Annotated in this window: 25 protein-coding genes; 15 read left to right on the top strand and 10 right to left on the bottom strand. The window is 71.4% G+C overall.

Annotated features, from left to right (window positions below):
• Nucleotides 1-37 precede the first annotated feature (37 nt).
• Both ACBR40_RS21455 and ACBR40_RS21460 read right to left on the bottom strand, forming a co-directional pair.
• Nucleotides 38-799, bottom strand: coding sequence for a hypothetical protein (locus tag ACBR40_RS21455; protein WP_371249880.1), 762 nt, complete (start codon nucleotides 797-799; stop codon nucleotides 38-40).
• A 62-nt stretch (nucleotides 800-861) separates the two neighbouring features.
• A complete protein-coding gene (locus ACBR40_RS21460; RefSeq protein ID WP_344210864.1) occupies nucleotides 862-2,259 on the bottom strand; it encodes a sigma 54-interacting transcriptional regulator in 1,398 nt (465 codons plus the stop codon).
• A 172-nt stretch (nucleotides 2,260-2,431) separates the two neighbouring features.
• On the opposite strand from ACBR40_RS21460, the gene ACBR40_RS21465 reads away from it, so the two are divergent.
• On the top strand, nucleotides 2,432-3,604 hold the full coding sequence (locus tag ACBR40_RS21465; protein WP_344210862.1) for an FIST N-terminal domain-containing protein: 1,173 nt from the start codon (nucleotides 2,432-2,434) through the stop codon (nucleotides 3,602-3,604).
• Nucleotides 3,605-3,661: 57 nt separating this feature from the next.
• Here ACBR40_RS21465 and ACBR40_RS21470 read toward each other — a convergent pair whose 3' ends face one another.
• The 4 genes from ACBR40_RS21470 to hppD form a co-directional block, all read right to left on the bottom strand.
• Nucleotides 3,662-4,450, bottom strand: coding sequence for a hypothetical protein (locus ACBR40_RS21470; protein WP_371249881.1), 789 nt, complete (start codon nucleotides 4,448-4,450; stop codon nucleotides 3,662-3,664).
• Nucleotides 4,447-4,992: an RNA polymerase sigma factor gene (locus ACBR40_RS21475; protein ID WP_329589850.1), complete on the bottom strand. Its 546-nt coding sequence runs from the start codon at nucleotides 4,990-4,992 to the stop codon at nucleotides 4,447-4,449. The genes ACBR40_RS21470 and ACBR40_RS21475 overlap by 4 nt, the downstream gene beginning before the upstream one ends.
• Nucleotides 4,993-5,068: 76 nt before the next feature.
• The gene (locus tag ACBR40_RS21480; protein ID WP_371249882.1) at nucleotides 5,069-6,487 is read right to left on the bottom strand and encodes a M1 family metallopeptidase; all 1,419 of its coding nucleotides are present in this window, start codon (nucleotides 6,485-6,487) and stop codon (nucleotides 5,069-5,071) included.
• 213 nt (nucleotides 6,488-6,700) lie between these two features.
• Nucleotides 6,701-7,810 carry a 4-hydroxyphenylpyruvate dioxygenase gene (gene hppD / locus ACBR40_RS21485; protein ID WP_371249883.1) on the bottom strand — a complete coding sequence of 370 codons (1,110 nt, stop codon included), beginning with the start codon at nucleotides 7,808-7,810 and terminating at the stop codon, nucleotides 6,701-6,703.
• Between the two features lie 103 nt (nucleotides 7,811-7,913).
• On the opposite strand from hppD, the gene ACBR40_RS21490 reads away from it, so the two are divergent.
• Together ACBR40_RS21490 and ACBR40_RS21495 are read left to right on the top strand one after the other, a co-directional pair.
• Nucleotides 7,914-8,402 carry an Lrp/AsnC family transcriptional regulator gene (locus ACBR40_RS21490; protein WP_091087113.1) on the top strand — a complete coding sequence of 163 codons (489 nt, stop codon included), beginning with the start codon at nucleotides 7,914-7,916 and terminating at the stop codon, nucleotides 8,400-8,402.
• A gap of 198 nt (nucleotides 8,403-8,600) precedes the next feature.
• On the top strand, nucleotides 8,601-10,670 hold the full coding sequence (locus ACBR40_RS21495) for a transglycosylase domain-containing protein (protein WP_344210852.1): 2,070 nt from the start codon (nucleotides 8,601-8,603) through the stop codon (nucleotides 10,668-10,670).
• 200 nt (nucleotides 10,671-10,870) lie between these two features.
• Here ACBR40_RS21495 and ACBR40_RS21500 read toward each other — a convergent pair whose 3' ends face one another.
• The gene (locus ACBR40_RS21500; protein WP_371249884.1) at nucleotides 10,871-12,871 is read right to left on the bottom strand and encodes a thioredoxin domain-containing protein; all 2,001 of its coding nucleotides are present in this window, start codon (nucleotides 12,869-12,871) and stop codon (nucleotides 10,871-10,873) included.
• A gap of 89 nt (nucleotides 12,872-12,960) precedes the next feature.
• On the opposite strand from ACBR40_RS21500, the gene ACBR40_RS21505 reads away from it, so the two are divergent.
• A complete protein-coding gene (locus tag ACBR40_RS21505; RefSeq protein WP_371249885.1) occupies nucleotides 12,961-14,112 on the top strand; it encodes a hypothetical protein in 1,152 nt (383 codons plus the stop codon).
• A gap of 5 nt (nucleotides 14,113-14,117) precedes the next feature.
• On the opposite strand, the gene ACBR40_RS21510 is transcribed toward ACBR40_RS21505, so the two are convergent.
• The 3 genes from ACBR40_RS21510 to mca form a co-directional block, all read right to left on the bottom strand.
• Nucleotides 14,118-14,405, bottom strand: coding sequence for a GNAT family N-acetyltransferase (locus tag ACBR40_RS21510; protein WP_344210846.1), 288 nt, complete (start codon nucleotides 14,403-14,405; stop codon nucleotides 14,118-14,120).
• Nucleotides 14,406-14,555 carry a hypothetical protein gene (locus ACBR40_RS21515; RefSeq protein ID WP_344210844.1) on the bottom strand — a complete coding sequence of 50 codons (150 nt, stop codon included), beginning with the start codon at nucleotides 14,553-14,555 and terminating at the stop codon, nucleotides 14,406-14,408.
• 82 nt (nucleotides 14,556-14,637) lie between these two features.
• Nucleotides 14,638-15,522 carry a mycothiol conjugate amidase Mca gene (gene mca / locus ACBR40_RS21520; RefSeq protein ID WP_344210842.1) on the bottom strand — a complete coding sequence of 295 codons (885 nt, stop codon included), beginning with the start codon at nucleotides 15,520-15,522 and terminating at the stop codon, nucleotides 14,638-14,640.
• A 135-nt stretch (nucleotides 15,523-15,657) separates the two neighbouring features.
• Here mca and ACBR40_RS21525 point away from each other — a divergent pair, with 135 nt between their 5' ends.
• The 11 genes from ACBR40_RS21525 to ACBR40_RS21575 all read left to right on the top strand — a co-directional run bounded on the left by ACBR40_RS21525 (nucleotide 15,658) and on the right by ACBR40_RS21575 (nucleotide 25,212).
• Nucleotides 15,658-16,077 (top strand): DUF4307 domain-containing protein, encoded by a 420-nt coding sequence (locus ACBR40_RS21525; RefSeq protein ID WP_344210840.1) that lies wholly within the window; start codon nucleotides 15,658-15,660, stop codon nucleotides 16,075-16,077.
• A 108-nt stretch (nucleotides 16,078-16,185) separates the two neighbouring features.
• Complete coding sequence (gene greA, locus ACBR40_RS21530) at nucleotides 16,186-16,686, top strand: transcription elongation factor GreA (protein WP_020545145.1); 501 nt, start codon at nucleotides 16,186-16,188, stop codon at nucleotides 16,684-16,686.
• A gap of 62 nt (nucleotides 16,687-16,748) precedes the next feature.
• Complete coding sequence (locus tag ACBR40_RS21535; protein ID WP_344210837.1) at nucleotides 16,749-18,041, top strand: C40 family peptidase; 1,293 nt, start codon at nucleotides 16,749-16,751, stop codon at nucleotides 18,039-18,041.
• A gap of 68 nt (nucleotides 18,042-18,109) precedes the next feature.
• Nucleotides 18,110-18,631, top strand: a complete 522-nt coding sequence (locus ACBR40_RS21540; protein WP_329589876.1) for a hypothetical protein — start codon at nucleotides 18,110-18,112, stop codon at nucleotides 18,629-18,631.
• 248 nt (nucleotides 18,632-18,879) lie between these two features.
• On the top strand, nucleotides 18,880-20,673 hold the full coding sequence (locus ACBR40_RS21545) for a phosphoenolpyruvate carboxykinase (GTP) (protein ID WP_371249886.1): 1,794 nt from the start codon (nucleotides 18,880-18,882) through the stop codon (nucleotides 20,671-20,673).
• A gap of 69 nt (nucleotides 20,674-20,742) precedes the next feature.
• Nucleotides 20,743-21,750: a TIGR04222 domain-containing membrane protein gene (locus ACBR40_RS21550; RefSeq protein WP_371249887.1), complete on the top strand. Its 1,008-nt coding sequence runs from the start codon at nucleotides 20,743-20,745 to the stop codon at nucleotides 21,748-21,750.
• The gene (locus tag ACBR40_RS21555) at nucleotides 21,737-22,555 is read left to right on the top strand and encodes a DUF692 domain-containing protein (RefSeq protein WP_371249888.1); all 819 of its coding nucleotides are present in this window, start codon (nucleotides 21,737-21,739) and stop codon (nucleotides 22,553-22,555) included. Before ACBR40_RS21550 ends, ACBR40_RS21555 begins: the two co-directional genes overlap by 14 nt.
• On the top strand, nucleotides 22,552-22,932 hold the full coding sequence (locus ACBR40_RS21560) for a hypothetical protein (RefSeq protein ID WP_344210830.1): 381 nt from the start codon (nucleotides 22,552-22,554) through the stop codon (nucleotides 22,930-22,932). Before ACBR40_RS21555 ends, ACBR40_RS21560 begins: the two co-directional genes overlap by 4 nt.
• 19 nt (nucleotides 22,933-22,951) lie before the next feature.
• Entirely contained in the window at nucleotides 22,952-23,830 is an 879-nt protein-coding gene (locus ACBR40_RS21565) for a hypothetical protein (protein WP_371249889.1), read from the top strand.
• Nucleotides 23,831-23,892: 62 nt separating this feature from the next.
• Nucleotides 23,893-24,399: a hypothetical protein gene (locus tag ACBR40_RS21570; RefSeq protein WP_371249890.1), complete on the top strand. Its 507-nt coding sequence runs from the start codon at nucleotides 23,893-23,895 to the stop codon at nucleotides 24,397-24,399.
• A gap of 51 nt (nucleotides 24,400-24,450) precedes the next feature.
• Nucleotides 24,451-25,212 (top strand): isoprenyl transferase, encoded by a 762-nt coding sequence (locus ACBR40_RS21575; RefSeq protein ID WP_344210824.1) that lies wholly within the window; start codon nucleotides 24,451-24,453, stop codon nucleotides 25,210-25,212.
• The last annotated feature ends 14 nt before the right edge of the window (nucleotides 25,213-25,226 follow it).

Here is a 25,226-nt window from a genome sequence, read left to right on the forward strand (position 1 = left end):
CTAACCCGGAATGCCCGATTTCGCTGCGGGGCCGGTCCTACGCGTCCCCGTAGACCTCCCAGACCTCGTCGATCCCGCCGACCTCGGGCGAGAAGCGCAGCTTCGCGAGCACCGGGTGCTCGACCGAGCGCAGGGCCCTCGCCAGGTCGTCGGGGCCGCACGCCCGCTTGCCCAGGCCGTCGCGGCCGGCGTTGACCGGCCGTCCCGCCAGCCAGCCGTCCTTGCAGCGGGCCGTGGTCCGGTAGAAGTACGTCAGGTAGGAGTAGCCCAGTTTGTACGTCTTCCCGCCCGTCGCGAACAGCACCGTACGGTCGTCCACCCGCTCGATCGTCCCCCGGGCGGTGCGCGAGTTCGGCCAGTTGGAGATCAGGATCTCGTTGACCCGCACGGCCCGCCCGTCCTGGTACTCCACGCGCATCGGCGTCGCCCCGCGCCCCAGCGCGGCGGCCAGGTCGCCGGGCTTGCACCGGGTGCGGCCGAGCCCCTTCGCGTCGAGCGCGACCTGCCCCTCGGTCTCCTTCAGGTCGCAGGCCACGGTCACCCGGCCGACGGCGGCCCTCGTGTAGTCGAGCCGGACCTCCTTGGCCCCGGCGAGCGTCTTGAGCCGGTAGCCGAGGAAGCCCTGCTGCTTCACGAGCGTGGCCGACTTCGGCACGATCCGGAGGTGACCCTTGCCGTCGGGCCAGGCGTAGCCGTACGCGACCTGGGGCGAGGCGCTGGGAGTGGTGGCCCGCGCGGGCACGGCGAAGGCGCCCGCGGTGAGTACGGCGGCGGTGGCGCAGGCAAGCGAACGGCGCATGGGTGGCTCCCCCGTCAGGAACGATCAGTCACCCCCTTTGACGCGGGAAAACGCGCCCGCGTTCACGTGCGATAGACGGCCGTTCCGTCGAGGTCCTCCTTCGACAGGCGCCGCATGAGGTAGAGCCCTTCCAGCGCGAACTCCAGCGCCGCCGCCGCGTGCCCGGGGGACTCCTCGCCCGCGCCCATGCCCAGCCGCGACATGATCTTGGCGAGGCCGGTCACCGGGCCCATGCGGGTCAGCAGCTCGCCGGCCGGGACCAGCTCGCCGGACTCCACCTGGCCGCCCTCGGCGAACTTGTCGGTCACCGCCGACAGGTCCGCGCCGCCCAGCCGGTTGCGGAACGTCTCCGCCGTCGCCCGGCGCAGCAGGTGGGCCAGGATCTCGGTCTCCCTGCCCTCCTCGCTGACCTCGAACTCCACCTTCCCGCGCAGGCTGTGGACCACGCAGGCCAGGTCGACCACGCGGGTGACGGCCTGCTCCTCGCCCGCGATGGCGGAGCGGCGCACCGCGGAGGCGGCGGCCGTCTCGGCGGCGGCGATCGAGAAGCGCGCGGAGACGCCGGAACGGGCGTCCACGGCGGTGGACTCGCGGACGAGGCGGGTGAAGCGGGCGATCACCTCGACCAGGTGCTCGGGGATGTCGGCCCCGATGTCGGGGACGGACTCCTGGCGGATGAGCGTGAGCTCGTCCTCGACGGTGAGCGGGTAGTGGGTGCGGATCTCGGCGCCGAAGCGGTCCTTCAGCGGAGTGATGATCCGGCCGCGGTTGGTGTAGTCCTCGGGGTTGGCGCTGGCGATGAGCAGGATGTCGAGCGGCAGGCGCAGGTTGTAGCCGCGGACCTGGATGTCGCGCTCCTCCAGCACGTTGAGCAGCGACACCTGGATGCGTTCCGCCAGGTCGGGCAGCTCGTTGACGGAGAAGACGCCCCGGTTGGTGCGCGGCACGAGCCCGTAGTGGACGGTCTCGGGGTCGCCGAGCGTGCGGCCTTCGGCGATCTTGATGGGGTCGATGTCGCCGATCAGGTCGCCCACGCTGGTGTCGGGCGTGGCCAGCTTCTCGCCGTAGCGCTCGTCGCGGTGCTTCCAGGCGACCGGCAGCTCCTCGCCCAGCTCCCGCGCCAGCGTCCGGCAGCGCGTGCAGACCGGCGCGTACGGATGGTCGTTGATCTCGCACCCTTCGACCACCGGCGTCCACTCGTCGAGCAGCCCGGTGACGGTGCGGATGAGCCGGGTCTTGCCCTGGCCGCGCTCGCCCAGGAGGACCAGGTCGTGCCCGGCGAGAAGGGCCCGCTCCAGATGCGGCAGGACCGTTTCGTCGAAGCCGACGATGCCGGGGAAGCGCGGCTCGCCCGCCCGCAGCTTGGCCAGCAGGTTCGCCCTGACCTCGGCTTTCACGGTGCGGTGGACGTGTCCGCTCTCCCGCAGCTCGCGGAGAGTTCGTGGCTGTGGCTGATGCACGGGTTCGAGACTACGTCCCCTGAGGGGAATGTGGCAGGGCCTTCCACAACCAGGGGAGATTTCGGATCTCGACTATTGAGTGACGGTTCGTGTGCGTGCTTGTCCCTTTAGTGGGGAGAATCCGGACCTAGGGAACTTGGACATGTTGAGGGAGGCGAGACGTGTGGCCTTGATGACGAGTCGCTTCGCCGACGGCCTCGCCGTGGGTTCCGACCTGGTGGTGGCCGCGCAGAACGCCGTCGGCCGGGCCCTGTCGAGGCTCAGCGGCCAAGCCGACCTGGTCTGCTTCTTCATCTGCGGCGACGACCCTGACGACGTCGCGAGGGCCGGACAGGCCGCGATGGAGCTCGCGCCCGGTGCGCACGTGATCGGTTGCAGCGCCACGGGGGTGATCGGCGACGGGCAGGGGGTGGAACTGACGCCCGCCGTGAGCGCCTGGGCGGCGACCTTGGAAGGGGCCAGACTCACCACGTTCGCGCTGGACACGCTGGCGGCCGAGGACAAGTTCGTGGTCGTCGGGGTGCCCGAGCGCGCCACTGACGACCATGTGGCGATCCTGCTGGCCGACCCGTACACCTTTCCGACCGACGCCTTCGTCGAACGCTCGGTGGACGTGCTCGGCGACCTCCCGCTCATCGGCGGGCTGGCCAACGGCCTCCAGGGGCGGGGCTCGGTCAGGTTGTTCGCGGACGGCAAGGTCTATCTGGAAGGCGCGATCGGCGTCCTGCTCGGCGGGCCGCTGCAGGTCAGCACCGTGGTCAGCCAGGGCTGCCGGCCGATCGGCCCCAGCATGGTGGTGACCGCGTCCGAGGAGAACCTGCTACTTGAGCTGGCCGGGCAGCCCGCGCTGGCCCGGCTCGAGGACATCGTCAGCGACCTCGACGAGGACGACCGCGAGCTCGTCGCCGCCGGGCTGCAGATCGGCATCGCCATGGACGAGTACGCCGAGCGCCACGAACGCGGCGACTTCCTCATCCGCGGCGTGATCGGCATCGACCCCGAACGCGAGGCCGTCGCCATCGGCGACATCGTGGAGGTCGGCCGGACCGTACGCTTCCAGGTGCGCGACGCCGCCACCGCCGACGAGGACCTGTACGACGTCCTGGACGCCCACCGCGAACAGCTCGGCCGGGTCGACGGGGCGCTGCTGTTCTCCTGCAACGGGCGCGGCTCGGCCATGTTCGGCACCGCCGACCACGACCCCGTCGCGCTGCGCGACACGCTCGGGCCGATCGGGGTGGCGGGGTTCTTCGCCGCCGGGGAGGTCGGGCCGGTCGCCGGGCACAACCACGTCCACGGCTTCACCGCCTCCGTCCTGGTCTTCTCCAGCACGTCCCCGGCGTGACCGCCGCCCCGGCCCGCGCCGGGATGCAGGGGCGGGGCCGGAGCGGCGGTGAGGGTGTCAGCCGGTGCCTTGGGCCGGGCCGGAGCCGTCGTTCTCGCGCGTGACCAGGCCGGGGCCGCCGTCCTCGCGCGTCGTGAGGCCAGGGCCGCCGTCCTCGCGCGTCGTGGGGCCAGGGCCGCCGTCGTCGCGCGTGGTGGGGCCGGGGCCGCCGTCCTCGCGTGTCGTGAAGCCGGGGCCGTCGTCCTTCTTTCCTTCCTCCGTGCCGCCGGAGCCGGATGACGGCAGCGGCAAGGAAGTGGCCGCGCAGGGCGCGACCTCACCCTCCACCACCTGGAGCGACGTCGCCGACGGCAGGTCACGGTCGCCGTCCGGCCCCTTGGTCACGGCCAGGACGAGCGTCGACCCGGCCGGCACCTGCCCTTCCGTGATGGAGAAGGAGATCCCGTCCCCGTCCCTCCTGATGGCGCTGCCGAAGCGGCCGTGCGGGCCGCCCGGCCGGCCGCGCTCCGGCCGGCACGTCCGCCCCTCGGGCAGGTAGTCCACGACCGCCTTGACGCCGTGGCGGGCCAGCTCGGCCTCCAGCCCGCCGGGGTCGGTGAAGGCGCTGATCCGGACGCTGACCGTCCCGTCCGGCGCCTCGGTGACCGCGTACGCGGGCGCTTGGACCATCAGCGCCGCGGCCGCGGCGGCGGCCGCCCCAATGCCCGCGACGGCCACCGCCAGCCGCCGTCCGCGCCGCCCGCTCAGGGCCGGGGAAGTGCTCGTCGTCGTCATCATGTCGTCCGCCGTTCTCATCGTGATCTCCGACTTGAGTGCACTGAGAAGGCGCTCCTCGAAGCTGCTCATGCCTGTCCTTCCAGGTACACGGATGCCGGCGAAGCGACGTCTCGCAGGGCTCGTCTGGCCCGGTGCAACCTGACCCGGGCGGTCACCTGACGGATCCCGAGGGCCGCGGCGGCCTCCTTGAGGCTGAGCTGGTCGATCGCGACGAGCTCCAGCACCGCGCGCTCGCCCTCGGGCAGCCCGGCCAGGGCCTCCCAGGCGTGGCGCATCCGGCGCCCGGCGTCGATCCGCTCCTCCATCCGGGTGAGGTCGTCGTCGTCCATCAGCCGCCGGCCGGCCAGCCGGCTGCCGGCCCGGGACTCCCGGGCCGCCCGCCGGTGCTGGGCCGACACGACGTTGCGCGCGATGCCGTACAGCCAGGCGGCCTCGCTGCCGCGGCCGGGAACGTAGGTGTGCGCGGAGTCCAGCACCGCCACGAAGATGTCGGCCGTGAGGTCGGCGGCCAGGTGCGGGTCGCTCACCCGTCTGGTCACGAACCTCAGCACCGCGTCCACGTGGCGGCGGTAGAAGGCCTCGAAGGCCGCGGGGTCCTCGTTGAGGCGCATGGCCCGCCACTTCCTTTTCCGTCGTTCGCCTTACACCTCTACTTGGGCCGGGCGACGGAAAGCGTTGCCGCCCTGGTCAGGTGGGGCGGCGGGGCTGGAAGAGCCAGGCGTCGAAGAGCGGGCCGAGGTCCTTGCCCGACAGTTTCTCGGCGAACGCGATGAACTGCTCGGTCGTGACGTTGCCGTAGCGGTGCTCGGCGGTCCAGGCGCGCAGCAGCTTGAAGAACGTCTCGTCGCCGACGGCCTTGCGCAGGGCGTGCAGGGTCATCGCGCCGCGCGTGTAGACGGACTGGTTGAACAGGTCGTCGGCCTTGGCGTTGCCCGGCGGGTAGGCCCAGATCGGGTCGCCGGCCGGGCGGGCGAGATTGCGCTGGAAGATGGCCTCGGCGGTGCCCGTGCCCTTGTGCTCAGCCCACAGCCACTCGGCGTAGGTGGCGAAGCCCTCGTTGAGCCAGATGTCCTTCCAGCGCCGGATGCTGAGGCTGTCGCCGAACCACTGGTGGGCCAGCTCGTGGGCGATGATGGCCTCGTCGGGCGCGAAGCCGCCGTACATCGGCTTGGTCTGGTTCTCCAGGGCGTAGCCGGTGGCGAAGTCGTCGACGACGCCGCCGGTCGAGCCGAACGGATAGGGGCCGAAGACGGTGGACCAGTAGTCGGTGACCTCGCCGGAGACGGTGTAGAGCTTGTCGAGCGAGCTCTTGAACGCCGGATCGACGGCGGCCAGCAGCGGGATGCCTGCGGCGGTGCGGCCCTCGCGCAGGTCGAACGTGCCGAGCGTGGCCGTGGCGAGATAGGTGGCCATCGGCTGCCTCTCGTGCCAGCGCCACGTGGTCCTGCCTCCCACGGTGGTGGGCCGGCCGGTCAGCTCGCCGTTGGCCAGGGCGGTGAGCCCGGCGGGCACGGTGATCGCGAAGTCGAAGGACGCCTTGTCGGAGGGGTGGTCGTTGGCCGGGAACCAGGTCTTGGCGCCGTCGGGCTCGGCGGTGACGAACGCGCCGTCGCGGGTCGGGATGAAGCCGTAGGTGCCGAGGTTGGCGGAGTTGACGACCGGCTGGGGGGTGCCGGCGTAGGACACCCGGACGGTGAAGCGGTCGTCGTCCTCGATCGGGCGCGCCGGCCGGATCTTGAGCTCCTGGCCCTGCCTGCTGAAGGTGGCGGCCTCGTCGTCGACGGTGACGCCGCTGACGTCGTAGCCGGTCAGGTCGAGGTCGAAGCTGGACAGGTCCTGGGTGGCGGCGGCGGTGATGGTGGTGACGCCGCGCAGCTGCCTGTCGGCGGGCGTGTAGTCGATGGCGATGGCGTAGTGGGCGACGTCGTAGCCGCCGTTGCCGTCCAGGGGGAAGGCGGGGTCGCCGATGCCGGGCGCGCCCGCGCGGGCGTCGGCGATCGCGGCGGCCGTGGGATCGGTGGACGGAGGCGGCTGGTCGGCCGGCGTGCAGGCGAGCGCGCCGGCCAGCGCCATCAAGATCGCGACTGAGCGTCTTTCGTAACGCATCCCCGAAATCAGCCCCCTTCGATCCGTGACCAGAATATTACTCTCGGTCAGGCACCGGCTGCGACACGGCCTGGTCTGCGGGTTCTCGTACGGGAGGGTTGGACGGGGTGCGCGACGAGGACGCCGGCGCACGGACATGCGGCGGCGTCCTCGGGCCCTAACGGTGGCGACGGTCCCATGATGCTGTGATCACCCGGGACAAGTCGGGACAAACTAAAGGTTGCCCCTGCGTTCCTGCTCGCGCTCGATGGCCTCGAAGAGGGCCTTGAAGTTGCCCTTGCCGAACCCGAGCGAGCCGTGCCGCTCGATCAGCTCGAAGAACACGGTGGGCCGGTCCTGCACGGGCTGCGTGAAGATCTGCAGCAGGTAGCCGTCCTCGTCGCGGTCCACCAGGATGCGGCGCTTCTTCAGCTCCTCGATCGGCGCTCGCACCTGCCCGATGCGCTCGCGCAGCTCGGGGTCGTCGTAGTACGAGTCCGGCGTGTCGAGGAAGCGCACCCCGGCCGCCCTCATGTGGTCGACCGTGGTGATGATGTCGTTGGTGGCGAGCGCGATGTGCTGCACGCCGGGGCCGCCGTAGAACTCCAGGTACTCGTCGATCTGCGACTTCTTGCGGCTGACGGCCGGCTCGTTGAGCGGGAACTTGACCTTGCGGGTGCCGTCGGCCACGACCTTCGACATGAGCGCGGAGTACTCGGTCGCGATGTCGTCGCCGATGAACTCGGCCATGTTGGTGAAGCCCATCACCTTGCGGTAGAACTCCACCCACTCGTCCATCTTGCCCAGCTCGACGTTGCCGACGCAGTGGTCGACCGCCTGGAAGAGCCGGCCGGTCCTGGTCGCGGGCGGGGCGACCAGCGGCTCGGCGGGGACATAGCCGGGCAGGTAGGGGCCGCTGTAGTTGGCGCGGTCGACGAGGGTGTGCCGCGTCTCGCCGTACGTCGCGATGGCCGCGAGCACCACCTTGCCGTGCTCGTCCTCCAGCGTGTACGGCTCCTCCAGCCCCTTCGCCCCCTGCTCGACGGCGTGCCGGTAGGCGGCCTCCACGTCAGGCACCTGGATGGCCAGGTCGATCACCCCGTCGCCGTGCTCGGCCACGTGCCGCGCCAGGTCGGTGCCGGGCCGGATCGAGGCGCGGAACTCGAAGATGGCGCTGCCCGAGGTGAGCACGTACGCGGCCGTCTCGGGGCTGCCGTTCTCCGGCCCCCGATAGGCCACCAGCTTCATCCCGAACGCGGTGGAGTAGTAGTGGGCCGCCTGGCGGGCGTTGCCGACCGCGAACACGACGGCGTCCATGCCGTTGACCGGAAAAACATCGCTCATGCCCCCAACTCTCGATATGTCTGGACGAGTTGCGCAAGAGTTACTTGAAAGAGTGGACAATCTGCCTAGCGTTGAGCGGAGTTGTCCGCTACTTCTGTACAGCATGACGACGATCGACGACCTCGACGCCCGGCTCATCGCGCTGCTGACCGCCGAGCCGCGCCTCGGCGTGCTGGAGTGCTCGCGCCGCCTCGGGGTGGCCCGCGGCACCGTACAGGCCCGGCTCGACCGGCTGGCCGCCCGCGGCGTGATCACCGGTTTCGGCCCCGACGTGTCGCCCGCCGCGCTCGGCTACGGCGTCACCGCCTTCGTCACGATGGAGATCCGCCAGGTCTCCGGGCACGATCCGGTCGCCGACCGGCTGGCGCGCATCCCCGAGGTGCTGGAGGTGCACACGATCACCGGGGCCAGCGATCTGCTCTGCCGGGTGGTCGCACGGACGAATGCGGATCTGCAGCGAGTTATCGATCAAATTGTGGATGTCCAAGGCGTGTTGCGGACTAATTCGATCATTGCCCTGGACACCCCGGTTCCTTACCGAGTGCTGCCCTTGGTCGCCGATGTTCCGCGTCGCGAGAGCCGTTCGACGTAGTATCGCCATGGGACGGGGCACCGATATCGATCGTTTACCCTTGGCATTCGCCCAGCTTGCAGGCTTGCGACAGGGGGGTCGAAGGTGCGGAGCGGTGGAGGGGGCGGAATGCCGAAAAAGCGGATACTTCGGCTTCTGCTGATTTGTTCGGGAGCGGGAATCCTCGTACTCGTCGGCCTTTTCGCCGTCGCGTGGGCCATGACTCCTATTCCCGACACCACCCAGAAACAGGCCACCGCGCAGGGCTCGGTGATCTATTACCGCGACGGCAAGACCGTCCTCGCCCGGCAGGGCGTCGACCGCAAGGTGGTCGAGCTGGACAAGGTGCCGGAGCACGTGCGCGAGGCCGTCATCGCGGCCGAGAACCGCTCGTTCTACGAGGACGCCGGCGTCTCGGCCAAGGGCACCGCGCGCGCCCTGTGGTCCACCGTGACCGGGCAGCAGCTCCAGGGCGGCTCGACCATCACCCAGCAGCTCGTCCGCAACTACTACAGCGGCCTCAGCCAGGAGCGCTCGGTCACCCGCAAGTTCAAAGAGATCCTGATCGCCATGAAGGTCGACCAGTCCAAGCCGAAGGACTGGGTGCTGGAGCAGTATCTCAACACGATCTACTTCGGCCGGGGCGCCAACGGCGTGCAGTCGGCCGCCCGCGCCTACTTCGGCAAGGACGTCGAGGACCTCGACGTGGCCGAGGGCGCCTACCTGGCCGCCGTGATCCAGCAGCCCAGCCGCTTCGCCGACCCCGAGGGCGCCGACCTGCAGGCGGCGCGTTACCGCTGGAAGTCGGTGATCGACGCCATGCGCGAGACCGGCGCGCTGAGCGCGGCCGAGGCGTCCGCCCAGAAGTTCCCCGAGCTGGTCGCGCCGAAGAAGCCGTTCGAGCTCAAGGGCCAGGCCCGCTACATGCTCCAGCAGGTCACCGACGAGCTCAACCGGCGCGGCTACACCGACGAGGAGATCAACAGCGGCGGGCTGAAGATCGTCTCGACCTTCGACAAGAAGCTCATGACGGCGGCCGAGCGGGCGGTCAAGGCGACGATCCCGGACGGCACCTCGCAGAAGGTGCGCACCGGGCTGGCCGCCGTCGATCCCGCGACCGGCGAGGTGGTCGCCTTCTACGGCGGCGACCCCGAGCGCTACTCCTACGACAACGCCTTCTCGGCCAAGGTCATGGCGGGCTCGACGTTCAAGCCGTACACCCTGGCCGCCGCGCTCGACAACGGCTTCGACCTGTCCACCCAGGTCGACGGCAACTCGCCGCTGCGGGTGGCCTCGGCCGACAAGCCCATCCCCAACGACAGCGGACGCTCCTACGGGCGCATCGACCTGGTCCAGGCCACCCAGAACTCGGTCAACACCGCGTTCGTGGACCTCGGGCAGAAGGTCGGGCTGGACAAGGTGGCCGAGACCGCCGAGAAGGCCGGCATCCCGGCCGCCCAGCTCACCCAGAAGGACGCGGCCTCCTTCCCGCTCGGCGTCTCCTCGGTCAGCGCCGTGCAGAACGCCTCCGGCTTCTCCACGTTCGCCAACAAGGGCGTGCACGTGGAGGCGCACGTGCTCAAGTCGGTCACCGACGGCGAGGGGCACAAGGAGGTCGTCGAGCCGGTCTCGACGAAGGTGATCGGCGAGCAGGCCGCGGCCGACACGACGTACGCGATGCAGCAGGTCGTCAAATACGGCACCGGCACCGCGGCCCGGCTCTACGACCGGCCGGTGGCCGGCAAGACCGGCACCACCGACGACTCCAGGTCGGTCTGGTTCAACGGGTTCACGCCGCAGCTCGCGGTCGCGGTCAACATGTTCCGCGACGACAACAAGACCGTGACGGTCCCCGGCTACGGCACCCAGTTCGGCGGGCAGCTTCCGGCGCAGATCTGGCGGGCGTTCATGACCGAGGCCATGGCGGGCAAGCCGGTCGAGGAGTTCCCCGAGCCGTCCGACTACGGCTGGGACGACTACTCCCCCTTCCGCGACGACCGGGGGGACGAGCCGCAGCAGGACTACTCGCCGCCGTCCGACGACGGCTGGAGCACCCCGTCGACCGAGCCCGACGAGCCGTCCTCCGACGGCTGGCCGACCAGCGAGGGCCCCGGCGACAGCGTCCAGGACGGCGGCCGCAACGACCAGAACGGCCAGAACGACTTCGGCAGGCGCGGCGACCAGTCCGAGCAGTCGGACCCGCCGTCCTCCCAGGAGGCCGACCAGCCCTTCACCCGCACCGACCAGCCCCCCGGCAACGGCCCCGACCGCACCACCCCGAACGACTGACCGCCCCAGGCGGTTGGGCGGGCTGAGCGGCCGAGCGGCCCTGTCGGCAGGGCGGGGACGCCGGTTGCGCGGCCGAGCGGCCCTGTCGGCAGGGTGGGGACGCCGGTTGCGCGGCCGAGCGGCCCTGTCGGCAGGGTGGGACGCCGGTTGAGCGGCCCTGGTGGCTGGGCCGCTGCTACCGTCCGCGGCGATGCGCGGGGTCAGTCGGCTGCCAGTTGGGTGCGTAGGGCGTCCACGGTGGTCACCGGGAGGCGGCAGGTGAAGCCGCGGCAGACGTAGGCCGCGGGGGCCTCGTCGATCGGGCCTCGGCCCTCCAGCAGGGCGGGGAACACCTCCTCGGCGGGGGCGAGCGCCTCGCCGGTGCCGCCGCGCGTGGCGGCGTCGCCGTCGCCGAGGGCGACCACCAGCCCCGGTACGTCGGCCAGCAGCGCCGCCCGGTGCAGCGCCGCGCGCCGGGGATCGTCGGGGGCGCCCACGATCGCCACCTCCACCGGCCCGTCCAGGGCCGCCCGCGCCACGGCGAGGCCCCAGCCGGCGAAGCGCGCGTGCCCCGGCGCCAGCACCGACACCGTGCCGAGCGCCGCCTCGGCGGCCTCGCGGTGCCGGGCCGAGCCGGTCAGCGCCGCGTACGACAGCAGGGCGCCCGCCGCCGCGAACTGGCCGGACGGGGTGGCGTTGTCCGTCGGGTCCTGGGGCCGCTGGAACAGCCGCTCGGCGTCGTCCGCCGTGTCGTAGAAGCCGCCCTTGCCGTCGGAGAAGCGGTCGAGCACGATGTCGAGCAGCGTGCCCGCCAGCCGCAGCCACCGGGCCTCGCCGGTGACGCCGTAGAGGGAGATCAGGCCCTCGGCCAGGTTGGCGTGGTCCTCCAGCACGCCGGCGTTCGCCCCCGCGCGGCCGTCCCTGGACGTGCGCAGCAGCCGGCCGTCCACCACGTGGACGCGGGCCAGCAGCTCCGCCGCGCGTTCGGCGGCGGCCACCAGGTCGGGCCGCTCGAACACCACGCCCGTCTCGGCGAGCGCCGCGATGGCCAGGCCGTTCCATGAGGCCACGACCTTGTCGTCGCGTCCGGGGCGCACGCGGCGCTCCCTGGCGGCCAGCAGCCGCTCGCGTACGCGCCCGTGGCGCGCGGGGTCGTCGGGGTCGCTCAGCAGCTGCAGGACCGACGTGCCGTGCTCGAAGGTGCCGGTGACCTCGAACAGCCCGGTCGCCCACCGCCCGTCGTCCGCGCCCAGGACCTCGTCGAGCTGGTCGGGCGTCCAGACGTAGAACTTGCCCTCGACGCCCTCGCTGTCGGCGTCGAGCGCCGAGGCGAAGCCGCCCTCGGGGGTGGTCATCTCGCGCAGCAGCCAGTCGGCCGTCTCCAGTGCCACGCGCCGGGCGAGGTCGCCGCCGCCCGCCTTCCACCAGTGGGTGTAGACGCGCAGCAGGAGCGCGTTGTCGTACAGCATCTTCTCGAAGTGGGGGACGACCCAGCCGGCGTCCACGCTGTAGCGGGCGAAGCCGCCGCCGAGCTGGTCGTAGATGCCGCCGCGGGCCATGGCCTCCAGCGTCCGCGCGCTCATCTCGCGCTCGCCCGAGCGCAGCAGGAACTCCAGCACCATGGACGGCGGGAACTTCGGCGCGCCGCCGAAACCACCCCGGACCGGGTCGAACGACTCGCGCAGGTTGTCCATCGCCCGCGCGAGCGTCTCCGCGCCGGGCAGCGGGCCCGAGGGCAGGGCGGTGTTGTCGTTGAGCGCCTCGACGACCTTCGCCCCCTGGCTGAGCACCGACTCCCGGTCGCCCGTCCACACCCTGTGGACCTCCTGCAGCAGGCGCTGGAAGTGGGGGCGCGGGAAGTAGGTGCCGCAGTAGAACGGATGGCCGTCCGGCGTCGCGAACACCGTCATCGGCCAGCCGCCCTGGCGGGTCATGGCCTGTGTGGCGCCCATGTAGACGGCGTCGACGTCCGGCCGCTCCTCGCGGTCGACCTTGACGTTGACGAAGTGCTCGTTCATGAGCCGGGCGGTGCCCGCGTCCTCGAAGCTCTCATGGGCCATCACGTGGCACCAGTGGCAGGCCGAGTAGCCGACGCTGATGAGCAGCGGCACGTCCCGCCGCCGGGCCTCCGCGAACGCCTCCTCGCCCCACGGCCACCAGTCGACCGGGTTGTCGGCGTGCTGGAGCAGATAGGGGCTGGTGGAGCCTGCCAAGTGGTTCATCACGACCTCCTCGGCCCACCCTAAACCGCGGGCCCGCCGACTCCGGTGACCGCCAGCGCCGTGGCCCCGGGCGGCGTAGGTTACGGAGGGTGGATGTGGATTTCGTCTGCGCGTTCGCCGACCGGCCGCCGGGCCGTCTGACGCGCAGGGACGTGGCCAGGGCGCTGCTCGCCGTGCCCTCGGGCGTGGCGCTGGTGGCGCTGTCCGACCTGCGGCGGGCGCTGCTCGCGGCCGGCAACCCGCTGTCACGGGCGTTCTGGGACTCCGCCAAGGCGACGCTCGGCTCGATCGAGGCGGGCGTCGCCACGGTCGGTGACGTCCAGCGCTGGCTGGAGTCCACGGGCACCGAGCCGATCCTGATGACGCCCGGCTACTTCGTCTGGCCCGAGGAGGACGAACGCGGGCCGGTGGCCGCCGAGATGCACCGGCGGCTGGTCGCCCACCTGGAGGAGCGGGTGGCGGCCGGCGAGATCGACCCCGACGCGCTGGCCGGGGGCGATCCCGAGGCGCGGGCTGCGTACGAGGAACTGCAGGAGCGCTGGCTGGCCACCCCGCTGCCCGACGGCCGGACGCCCGAGCAGGCGGTCAACGACGAGCAGGACGAGGAGCTGTTCGCCGCCTGGGACGAGGAGGAGGCGTTCGCGCTGGCGGAGCTGCGCCGCATACTCGGCGACCTGCCGCGCCGGCCCGAGCCGCCCGCCGCCGAGCTGGACGCGGCCGGGGCGCGCCTGCGCGAGCTGCTGGCCGAGCCCGGCTACCCGGCGAACGTGCTGCGCGCCTGCGCGGGGCTCGACGACCGGCCGATGCCCCGCGACGACCGCGAGCTGTGGCTGATGGTGGCGGCGGGTGTCGCCGGCCCGGTCGCGGACCTGCCGGAGAGCGGGGACGAGCTGGTGGAGTTCGCCGACCTCGAGCGGCGGCTCAGCGAGGAGGACCTCACCCTCGCCAACCTGTGCGCCATCCAGCACGCCGACTGGCTGGCGGCCGTGACCGCGCTGGCCAGGCTGGGGCCGGGGGTGCTCGCCTCGCCGGAGCGGATCGCCCGCCTCATCGCCGAGTCGGAGGACATCGAGAGCGAGGAGCAGGACGAGGAGGAGCTGGAGGCCACCGAGGGCTTCTTCGCGTCCGTGGTGCCGCTGTGGGCGTGCCTCGGCATCGTCGACGCCGGCGGCGTGCTCACGCCGCTCGGCTGGTGGGGGCTGCCGGAGGCGCTGGAACGGGCCTGGACGCCCGCCGAGTGATCGGCTCAGTCCTTGGCGTCCACGAGGTTCGCGAACTCCGGGTGGCGCTCGATGTACTTGGCGACGTAGGGGCACAGCGGCACGACCCGCAGCCCGGTGTCGGCGCTGACGCGCAGGGCGTGGTCGACCAGCCGGCCGGCCAGGCCCTGGCCTTCGTACAACGGGGAGACCTCGGTGTGCGTGAAGACGACCTTGGTGGGCAGCAGGCGGTAGTCGGCGAACCCGGCGACCTTGCCGTCCACCAGGATCTCGAAACGGCTCTCCGACGAGTTGTCGACGATCTCGATCGGCATCTACTCGGCCTTCTTGTCGTCCGTGTCGCGCACGTCGCCCGCCCGCGGCACCTCGATCTTCGCCATCTGCCTGTTCATGGACTTGATCAGGAAGTAGAGGGCGAAGCCGATGAGGGCCACGACGACGAAGCCGAGCAGACCCGGACTCACATCACCTGCTGCTAGATAGGTCACACTTCCAGTATGCCGCCGCGACCTCGTGGTCCGGCCCCCGGCAGCCCCAGCGGCAGACTCAGTGGCAGGCGGGCGAGACGTCGTCGGCGTGGATGCCGGCGAACAGGTCGTCCTCGGGCAGCTCGGTGTCGACCAGCGAGCGCGCCAGGTGGTAGTCCTCGGTGGGCCAGATCTCCTGCTGCAGCTCGCGCGGGCAGCCGAACCAGAAGCCCTCGGGGTCGACCTGCGTGGCGTGGGCCAGCAGCGCCTCGTCGCGGATGTCGAAGTAGTCGCCGCACGGCACCCGGGTGGTGACCGGCCACTTGGCGGGGCGGTCCTCCCAGCGGGAGATCCAGTCGGAGTAGGGGGAGCCGAGCCCGCGCGAGGTCATGGCCTCGTGCAGCGCCTCGAAGCGCTCCTTGGTGAAGCCCATCTGGTAGTAGAGCTTGAGCGGCTGCCACGGGTCGCCGGTGCCCGGGTAGCGGTCGGGGTCGCCGGCCGCCTCGAACGCCTCGACCGACACGCGGTTGGTCATGATGTGGTCGGGGTGCGGGTAGCCGCCGTCGTCGTCGTACGTGAGGATCACGTGCGGCCGGAAGTCGCGCACCGCGGCCACCAGCGGGCGGGAGGCGTCCTCCAGCTTCTGCACGGCGAAGCAGCCGTCGGGCAGCTGCTCCTCCTCGCTCTCCGGCAGCCCGGAGTCGACGAAGCCCATGAAGCGCTGCTGCACGCCCAGGATCTCGCGGGCGCGCTCCATCTCGGCCCTGCGCACCTCGGCGATGTTGGCCACGATCTCGGGGCGGTCCATCTTGGGGTTGAGCACGGACCCTCGTTCACCGCCCGTCAGGGTGCACACCAGGACTTCCACACCTTCGCGCACATAGCGCGCCATCGTCGCGGCGCCCTTGCTCGACTCGTCATCGGGGTGGGCGTGGACGGCCATCAGCCTCAGCGGTGCACTCACGGGCTCGATGTCTCCTCAGTCGGACCGGTCACTTAGTTTGTCTGCAGGCGGTCGTGAGGGTCAGGTCGTGTACCGGGACCCCCGCGGGCGACAATTGTCTCGGATAACGCTCAGGGAGTGCAGGGAGATTCCACCATGGTCACCAGAGATGTCGGGAACGGACCCGTTCTCGGCACCCCCGACGAGCTGCCCGACGGCCCGAGGCGCCGGGGCAGGCTGGTCGTCCACGTCGTCATCGGCGTCCTGGTGGCCATCATCGCGGGCGGGTGGGGCTACGTGATGTGGTCCATGACCGCGGGCGGGTCGGAGGCGCCGGCGCAGGTGATCATGTTCGACGTGGTCGGCCCGACGCAGGCCGAGATCACCTTCCAGGTCTACAAACCGGATGACAGGGCGGCCGTCTGCCGGATCAGGGCGCTGGACGTCAACCACGGGGAAGTCGGCAGCAAGGAAGTAAGAATCCCGGCTGGTGAGGGTAGTAAGCAGCTCAAGGAAAGCCTGGACACCAGTGCCCAGGCGACTTCCGTCCACGTCCAGTACTGCAATCTCGTATAGTGAGACATTTGGGGAAGCGAACCGACGGTTGACTTGTTAGCCTTTCGCAATTCAACCGTTGGAAACCTCAAGTGATCTCAGGGCCCCCTAGGCAAGCAAGGAGAACCCGTGGCCGACTCTCGCGATGAGAACGTCACATGGCTGACGCAGGAGGCGTACGACCGCCTGAAGGCGGAGTACGAATATCTCTCCGGCCCCGGGCGCGTCGACATCGCCAAGAAGATCGAGGCCGCCCGTGAGGAGGGCGACCTGCGCGAGAACGGCGGCTACCACGCCGCCAAGGACGAGCAGGGCAAGATGGAGGCCCGGATCTTCCACCTCCGTCAGATCCTCGACAACGCCCAGGTGGGCGAGGCCCCCAAGGCCGAAGGCGTGGTCGGGCCCGGCATGACGGTGACCATCCGGTTCGTCGGTGACGACGACGAGGTCACCTTCCTGCTCGCCTCGCGCGAGGAGAGCGGTGCGCCGATCGACGTCTATTCGCCGAAGTCCCCCCTCGGAGCGGCGATCAACGGCAAGAAGATCGGTGAGAAGGCGACGTACTCCATGCCCAACGGGCGCCAGAACACCGTCGAGATCCTGGAGGCAGTGCCGTACGTCGGCAACTGACGCCGGAGGAGACGAACCGCCGGGCCCCCGCTGGTCCGGCGGCTTTCGTGCATGGACCCGTCATGCACCCCCACGCCCCGCACGGGCATCCCGTGTACGGCCATCCCGGGCAGGGGCCAGGGCATCCCGGGCATGGGCCAGGGGGGATCCGGCAGGATCTCACCTTTCTCGTCCAGTCCCGTAAGCGCCGCGATCCGGTCAAGCTGGTGCCGTTCATCGTGGTGGCGCTGGTCGCGGTGCTGACGGCCGACGTGCTGCTGCTGGCCCAGCCGCCGCAGGGCGAGCCGGACGGCCCCGTGGCCGCCCACCCCACTCCCCGGCAGACGCTGCTGGCCGAGCGCCGGCCGCAGAAGCAGACGCCGGTCCGCACCGTCCGGCCGGTGGCGCCGCTGCGCAAGCTGCACAAGCCCAACCTGTTCGTGCTGACCCGCAAGCCGTTCACCGAGGCGCAGTTACGCAAGGTGAGCCGGCTGCGCGGGGTGCGGGCGCTGGAGCTGGCCGACGCCGCCTCGATCACGCTCGACGGCAAGCGGGTGCAGACCCTCGCGGTCGATCCGTCCACGTTCCGGGCCTACACCCCCAAGGTGACCGCCTCCTCCGACGCGCTCTGGCAGAACGTCGCGGCGGGCGACGTCGCGGTGTCGTTCGTGCTCGGCAACGACGGCGGGCTCTCGCTGCACCGGCAGGTGCGCGGGCCGGCCGGGACGATGCGCATCGGCGCGTACGCGACCACCGGCTTCGGCGCGGTCGACGCGGTGGTCTCCAAGGAGGTCGGCCGGACGCTCGGCCTGCCGCGCGACAACGCGCTCATCGTCAGCGCGCCCGCCGCCGACACCGCCGCCCTGCGGAGCCGGATTCTCAAGGCGCTGCCCAAGGGCACCCAGGTCGCCAGCGTCAACCCGGTGCTGTCGCAGCCGCAGCAGCAGACCGCGCGCAACTGGCCGGCGGGCTCGTTCATGACGGGCGAGCAGGTGCAGGTGGCGCTCAGGGCCGCGGCGTCCAAGCTGGGGCGGCCGTACGTGTGGGGCGCGGAGGGCCCGAACACCTTCGACTGCTCGGGGCTGGTGCAGTGGGCCTTCGCCCAGGCGGGCGTGCGGATGCCGCGCGTGACGCACCAGCAGTGGGTGACCGGGCCGCAGGTGCCGCTGTCGCAGGCGCAGCCGGGCGACCTCATCTTCTGGCGGTCCGACCCGACGAACCCCGACTACATCTCCCATGTGGCGATCTATTGGGGCAACGGGCAGATGATCCAGGCGCCGCGCACCGGCGACGTGGTCAAGATCTCGAAGGTCTACACCAGGAACCTCGCCGGCGTCGTACGGGTCAGCCCGGTCGCCGCCGCCAAGGTCCGCTGACCCCTCTCGAAGGCGACACCCTCCTTCCCTGACGTGCCTGCGGTCTGTAAATGTGTAATGGTGATTACATGACTGCAGAAGACATGACGGCGGAGGTCCGGGGCTGGTTCACCGGGCGGCTCCCCGAAGGCTGGTTCACCGGCGCCCCCGAGATCGTCAGGGACCGCGAGGAGATCGCGGTCGTCGGCACGCTCCCCGACCCGCCCGAGGACACCCCGGAGGCCGAACGCGCGGCCCTGGTCGAGGGCCTGGCCCGCAGGTTCAGGGAGGAGACCAGGGAGCGGCGCATCGAGATCGCCCGCGAGGCCGAGCTGAGGTTCCGCCAGAAGGTCTCCTGGGGGGTGTCCTGCGGCGGGTTCACCGTGATGTTCACCACACTGTCCGTGCCGGTCATGACCCGGCTGCGCCAGTCGGAGCGGCAGGTGCTCGACACGCTGGTGGCCGCCGGCGTGGCCCGCAGCCGCAGCGACGCGCTCGCCTGGTGCGTACGCCTGGTCGGCAGGAACGCCGACACCTGGCTCACCGATCTTCGCGACGCCCTTCAGCATGTCGACCGCGTTCGCGCCGCGGGCCCGGACGTCGATTCATGAAGCGGTACAGGGGAAACGGCGCGATGAATGGACTAAACCACTGCGGAAATTGGTTTAGACCATCGCGATTGGACTGGACCACTCAATGTTAATTCTCTTTTAAATCCGCTTCGGTTGGGTAGGCTCCCCCAATCGCCAGGGCCCCTGCCTGCGACGACGGCCCCGCCAAACAGGTCTATGCCAATTGGCCTTCCGGCCGTTCCGTCGTTGATGATGACTGGGCCCTGAGAGAGTGGAGGAGCGCAGTCGTGTCCGTGACCGTGGAAGTGCCCACGCCGACGAGCAATCGCGAATTGGCCGCGTGGGTGAAAGAGATAGCAGTCCTTACCGAGCCCGATCGGATCGAGTGGTGCGACGGCTCCGAGGAGGAGTGGACCCGTCTCACCAACCTGCTCGTGGAGCAGGGCACGCTCGTCCGGCTCGCCGCCCGTCCCAACAGCTTCTACGCCAAGTCCGACCCCAGCGACGTCGCCAGGGTCGAGGACCGTACCTTCATCTGCTCGGAGCGCCCCGAGGACGCCGGGCCGACGAACAACTGGATCCCGCCCGCGGAGATGCGGCAGACCTTCGGCAAGCTCTTCAAGGGCTGCATGCGCGGCCGGACGATGTACGTCGTCCCGTTCTGCATGGGCCCGCTCGGCGGCGAGATCTCTCAGGTCGGCGTCGAGATCACGGACTCGCCGTACGTCGCCGTCTCCATGCGGATCATGACCCGCATGGGCGAGCGCGCGCTGCGCCTCATCGAGGAGCGCGGCGACTTCGTCAAGTGCGTCCACTCCGTGGGCGCGCCGCTGGAGCCCGGCCAGGCCGACGTGCCGTGGCCGTGCAGCTCCACCAAGTACATCAGCCACTTCCCCGAGACCCGCGAGATCTGGTCGTACGGCTCCGGCTACGGCGGCAACGCGCTGCTCGGCAAGAAGTGCTACGCGCTGCGCATCGCCAGCGTCATGGCCCGCGACGAGGGCTGGCTGGCCGAGCACATGCTCATTCTCAAGCTCACTCCGCCCTCCGGCGAGACCCGCTACATCGCCGCCGCCTTCCCGAGCGCGTGCGGCAAGACCAACCTCGCCATGCTCCAGCCCACCATTCCCGGCTGGAAGGTCGAGACGGTCGGCGACGACATCGCCTGGATGCGCTTCGGCGAGGACGGCCGCCTGTACGCCATCAACCCGGAGGCCGGCTTCTTCGGCGTCGCGCCCGGCACCGGCCAGGTCACCAACGCCAACGCGGTCAAGACGCTCTGGGGCAACAGCATCTTCACCAACGTCGCCCTCACCGACGACGGCGACGTGTGGTGGGAGGGCCTGACCGACGAGCCGCCCGCGCACCTCACCGACTGGAAGGGCCGCGACTGGACGCCCGACAGCGACGAGCCGGCCGCCCACCCGAACGCCCGCTTCACCACGCCCGCCGCCCAGTGCCCGACCATCGCACCCGAGTGGCAGGACCCGAAGGGCGTGCCCATCTCCGCGATCCTGTTCGGCGGTCGCCGCGCCACCGCCGTGCCCCTGGTCACGGAGTCGCTGAGCTGGGAGCACGGCGTCTTCCTCGGAGCCAACGTCGCCTCCGAGAAGACCGCCGCGGCCGAGGGCAAGGTCGGCGAGCTGCGTCACGACCCGTTCGCCATGCTGCCGTTCTGCGGCTACAACATGGGCGACTACTTCGCCCACTGGCTGAGCATCGGCCGGCGCGAGGGTGCCGTGCTCCCGCGCATCTACTACGTCAACTGGTTCCGCAAGGACGCCGACGGCAACTTCATCTGGCCCGGCTACGGCGAGAACAGCCGCGTGCTCAAGTGGATCGTCGACCGCCTCAACGACGAGGCCGACGCCGTCTCCACGCCGATCGGCCTGCTGCCCGCCGAGCTCGACACCGAGGGACTCGACCTCTCCGAGGACGACCTGCGCACGCTGCTCAGCGTGGACCGCGAGATCTGGCGCGAGGAGGCGGCGCTCATCCCCGCGCACTTCGAGAAGTTCGGCGACCACCTGCCGAAGGAGCTGTGGAAGGAGTACAACGCCCTGCTCGACCGGCTCGGGTAGCGCCCTTGTCCGGTGCGGCGGCGCCGTCGTACGTTGATGGCGCCGCCGCACCGATCACAGGGGGGCACCGTGGGCTACGTCCTGCTCGTCGCCGCTGCCGGCATGCTGATCACGGTCCGGGCGGTCGGCGCCTGGGTCGAGGCCGAGATCCGGCGGGTCGCCGGGGCCGAGCCCGGCGGCCGGGGGCATCCTCTGGAGCCGTACGAGCTGGCCTACCTGACGGGCGGGCCACGCAGAGCCGTGAACACGGCGCTGGCCGTCCTCGCGACGGCCGGCGCCGTCCGCGTGTCCAGGGGCTCGCAGGTCACCGCCGTGGACGGCGCCGCGCCCTCGCCGGTGCCGATCGAGCAGGCCGTGCTCGACGCGCTCGCCTCCAGGCCGGGCGGTCACCACGCCGCCGAGCTGCGGTGGGAGCTGGCGGCGCATCCCGCGCTGGCCGCGCTCGCCGCCGGGCTGGAGGCGCGCGGGCTCCTCGTGCCGCCGGAGGCGTTCAAGGAGGCGCGGCGGCGCAGGAAGCGGCTGGTGGCCGTCACCTGGGCGGCGGCGGTCTTCGTGGTGGCGTTGAGCGTGCTGGACGCCACGGACGCGCTCGGCCCCGACGCCGTCTTCCTCCCCACGTTCCTCGTGGGAGTGGCCGCTGTCGTGATCGGGCTCGTGGACTGCGTCAGGCACGGCAGGCGGCTCAGGAACGTCGTCACCCGTGAAGGGCGCGAGGTGCTGCTCTCGGCGCGGGCGCACCATCCGAGGGGCGTACGCGACCAGGGGCCGGCGGCGGCGGCCGTGGGGGTGCTGGTGGCGCTCTACGGGCTGGGGGAGGCAGGGGATCCGGCGTTGTCCAAGGAGCTGATGGCCGGCCACCCCGGCGGTGACGTGGCCGGGTCCTGCGGGGCGTACGGCGGCGGGGACGGCGTGACGTACGGCGATTCAGGCGGCGATTCCGGCGGCGCGTTCGGCGGCTCCGAGTTCGGCTCCTCCGGTGGTGGCGACGGGGGCGGGTCGAGCTGCGGCGGCGGGTCGGGCTGCGGGGGCGGGTCGGGCTGCGGCGGCGGTGGAGGGTGCGGCGGTGGCGGCGGCTGAGCTGGGCGTGGGGATCGGCTGGCGGGCCGAGCTGGATCTCACCATCGAGCGCATGGAGGGCGTCGGCTTCGTCGAGGCGATCGCCGAGAACATCCGGCCCGGCGCGCTGCCGGAGTCGCTGCGTCTGCTCCGGGCCAGGGAAGTGCCGGTGATCCCGCACGGCGTGTCGCTCGGCGTCGGCGGGGCCGAGCCGCCCTCCGCCGGGCGGCTCGCGCACCTGGCCGCGTGCGCCGAGGCGCTGGACGCGCCGCTGGTCAGCGAGCATCTGGCGTTCGTACGCGGCGACGGCGTGGAGGCGGGGCACCTGCTGCCGATCCCGCGCACCCGGGAGTCGCTGCGCGTCGTCACCGACAACGTACGACGGGCGCAGGACGCGCTGCCCGTCCCGCTGGCGCTGGAGAACGTGGCCGCGATCTTCGGCTGGCCGGACGACGAGCTGACCGAGGGTCAGTTCCTCGCCGAGCTGGTGGAGCGGACCGGGGTGCGGCTGCTCGTCGACGTGGCCAACCTCTACACCAACCAGGTCAACCTGGGCCTGCCGGCGGTGGCCGCGCTCGACGCCCTGCCGCTGGAGCACCTGGCGTACGTGCACGTCGCCGGCGGCCACGAGCACCAGGGCATCTGGCACGACACCCACACCACGGCCGCGCCGGAGCAGGTGCTGGACCTGCTCACCGAGCTGTGCGCCCGTACCCGTCCGCCCGGGGTGCTGCTGGAGTGGGACGACCGCTTCCCGAGCGACGCCGTGCTGGCCGGGGAGCTGGACAGGATCCGGGCCGCGATGGCCGCGGGGGAGTCCGGGTGACGGACCGGGCCGCGCCCGAGGAGGAGGACCTGGCGGCGGCGCGGGGACGGCTGGCGGAGGCGCAGGGGCGGGTGGTGCGGGCGCTGGTCGCGGGCGGCGAGGCTCCCGACGGCTTCGACCCGGCCCGCCTGCGCGCCCAGGCCGAGAGCCTGGTCGCCAAGCGGCGCTCCGTCGTGGCGCGCCTGCGCCCCGACGCGGCCGTGGCCGCCGGGCCCGGCCTCGCCGCCGAGTTCGCCGCGTACGCGCGGGCCCGCGAGGAGCCGCCCCCGAACTACCGCGCCGACGCCGACGACTTCGCCGCCTGGCTGCGCGAGCGCGGCCGGCTGCCGGACCCGCCCCGCCGCCGGGCCCCTTGGTGGCGGCGGCTGCTGCCGTAGCATGCGCTTGGGAGGCGGTATGCGCGTGGTCAACATGGGCCAGTGGCCCCTGGACGAGCGGGACGAGCGGCTCCACGAGCCCGGCGGCGAGCAGCTGTGGAACGAGTCCTACTACTTCGACTTCGTGGCGGACGACGGCGAGCTGGGCGGCTACGTGCGGCTCGGCCTCTACCCCAACTGGAAGCGCGCCTGGTACTGGGCCTGCCTGGTCACCCCCGACGGCCTGGCCGCGTCCGTGATCGACCACGACGCGCCGCTGCCCGAGGACCCGGGCCTGACCGTGCGCGGCGCGGGCTACGAGGCGTCCCAGCGGATCGCCGACCCGTTCCGCGCCGCCGCGGTCCGGCTGGCCTCCGACGCGCTCTCGCTGGACCTGGAGTGGCGCACGGAGGGCGGCGCGTACGGCTACGCCATCACCCCGCGCTACGAGGTCCCCTGCGAGGTGACCGGCACGATCGACGGCCGGCCCTTCCACGGCCACGGCGAACGCGACCACAGCTGGGGCGTGCGCGACTGGTGGACGATCTCCTGGATGTGGAGCAGCGGCCGGCTGACGGACGGCACGTACGTGCACGGCATGCGCGCCAACGTGGGCCTCGACCTGCCCTGGCCGGCGTTCACCGTGCCGCCGGGCGGCGAGCCCGCGCACGCGGCGGGCTTCACGGCGGCGACCTCCTTCGACGGCGACCGCCCCGCCGCGACGGTGCTGCGGCTGCCGGGGCTGGCGGTGACCGCGCGGCCGGTCGCGTTCGCGCCGGTGACGCTGACCTCGCCCGAGGGGGAGACGGCGGTGTTCCCCCGGGCGATGTGCCGTTTCGAGGCCGAGGACGGGCGCTCCGGCCACGGCTGGACGGAGTGGCACCAGCCGCCGCTGTGGCGCTCGCACGTCTGGGTTTAGTGGTCACCCGCCGGGAAACGCAGGGGTGCATGGGGGGACTGCGCTGTGTCGACGGATCTTATTTGCGGGTCACGCCCGTGGCGTGCCGTGACAGCGTCGGCACCCCGTACGAGGTCACCCTTGAGCTGCACCGCGACGGCGCCCCGTACGGCAGCGTGGGCGAGCGCTGCGGCTGGCTGCTGAGCCGGCTGGCGCACGGCGTGGACGAGGCCCGCAGGGGCCGCGACGCGGACTGGCGGTGGGCCGATCCCGACGACAGGTTCCCCGGCGGCGAGCCGGACGGCGAGCTGTTCTCCTTCCGCTACCGCAGCAGGTCGGGACCGGCGGGCGGCGAGCTGAGCTGCCGCCTGCGCACGATCCCGCTGTGGGAGGGCAGCCGCTGGCGGGTGACGCGGCGGGCGTACGTCGAGGCGTGGGGCGCCGCGGGAGTCGGCATGCGGGCGGTGCTGACGTCGGCGGAGCTGTCGTCGTTCGTCCGGGGTCTCCTGGAGGAGGCCGAGGGATGTCTGGAAGGCAGAGATATGGCAAGGAATGCCGGAGAAGGAGCGGGCACAGATGATTCGCGGTGATAATTGCCTGTTGGGTCATTGACCGAGGGCAACCGCTGGGGAGGACACTCCGTGGGCCTGCGCGACCTGGTCTACCGGCTGTACGAACGCCGGCTGGAGGCCAAGCTGTCCAAGGACGGCATCCCCCGGCACGTCGGGGTCATCATCGACGGCAACCGCCGCTGGGCGCGCTCCATGGGGATCAGCGACGTCTCCACGGGCCACCGCAAGGGCGCCGACAAGATCTCCGAGCTGCTCTGCTGGTGCCGCGAGACCGGCGTCGAGGTCGTCACCGTCTGGATGCTCTCCAACGACAACCTCAACCGGCCGAGGGAGGAGCTGGAGCCGCTTCTCCGCATCATCGAGGACGTGACGCGGGAGCTGGTGGACCAGGGCTGGCGGATCATCCCCGTCGGCGCGCTGGACCTGCTGCCGGACCGAACGGCGAATGTCCTCAAAAACGCGAAAGAAGCGTCATCACACCGTCCGGGCCTGATTGTGAACGTTGCAGTTGGGTATGGAGGAAGACGTGAGATTGCCGATGCGGTGCGCTCACTGCTCCAGGAGCAAGCGAGCAAGGGAGCGAGCATCGAGGACCTCGTCGAGGTGCTCGATGTGGAGCACATCGCGGAGCATCTCTACACTCGCGGCCAACCCGATCCGGATCTCCTCATCCGGACCTCGGGCGAGCAGCGCCTGTCGGGCTTCATGCTCTGGCAGAGCGCTCACTCCGAGTTCTACTTCCACGAGGCCTACTGGCCCGACTTCCGCAGGGTTGACTTCCTGCGGGCGCTGCGCGATTACGCTGCGAGACATCGACGTTACGGTTCTTGACACGACATTCGGGT

It is taken from the genome of Nonomuraea sp. AD125B (assembly GCF_041402765.1).
Classification (GTDB): domain Bacteria; phylum Actinomycetota; class Actinomycetes; order Streptosporangiales; family Streptosporangiaceae; genus Nonomuraea; species Nonomuraea bangladeshensis.